The organism is Aggregatibacter kilianii, from assembly GCF_003129965.1.
GTDB classification, from domain to species: Bacteria; Pseudomonadota; Gammaproteobacteria; order Enterobacterales; family Pasteurellaceae; genus Aggregatibacter; species Aggregatibacter kilianii_A.
This window is the reverse complement of record NZ_NRCJ01000039.1, coordinates 1-608: the sequence shown is the minus strand read 5'-3', so window position 1 is coordinate 608 and position 608 is coordinate 1. Positions and strand designations below refer to the sequence as shown.

The following is a 608-nucleotide window of genomic DNA, read 5'->3' as shown; positions in this document are numbered from 1 at the left end:
TTAGAAGCAGCCATCATTTAAAGAAAGCGTAATAGCTCACTAGTCGAGTCGGCCTGCGCGGAAGATGTAACGGGGCTCAAATATAGCACCGAAGCTGCGGCATCAGTAGTAATACTGTTGGGTAGGGGAGCGTTGTGTAAGCGGATGAAGGTGTATTGAGAAGTATGCTGGACGTATCACAAGTGCGAATGCTGACATAAGTAACGATAAAACGGGTGAAAAACCCGTTCGCCGGAAGACCAAGGGTTCCTGTCCAACGTTAATCGGGGCAGGGTGAGTCGGCCCCTAAGGCGAGGCTGAAAAGCGTAGTCGATGGGAAACGGGTTAATATTCCCGTACTTGGTAAAGCTGCGATGTGGGGACGGAGTAGGTTAGGTTAGCGACCTGTTGGATATGGTCGTTTAAGTTGGTAGGTGGGAAGTTTAGGCAAATCCGGACTTCCATTAACACTGAGAGATGATGACGAGGCGCTAAGGCGCTGAAGTAACCGATACCACACTTCCAGGAAAAGCCACTAAGCTTCAGGCTTTACTAAACCGTACTGAAAACCGACACAGGTGGTCAGGTAGAGAATACTCAGGCGCTTGAGAGAACTCGGGTGAAGGAAC

At 49.7% G+C, this 608-nt stretch carries 1 rRNA gene; it reads left to right on the top strand.

Annotated features, from left to right (window positions below):
- Positions 1 to 608: ribosomal RNA gene (locus DK430_RS13105) — 23S ribosomal RNA — on the top strand; the annotation flags it as partial.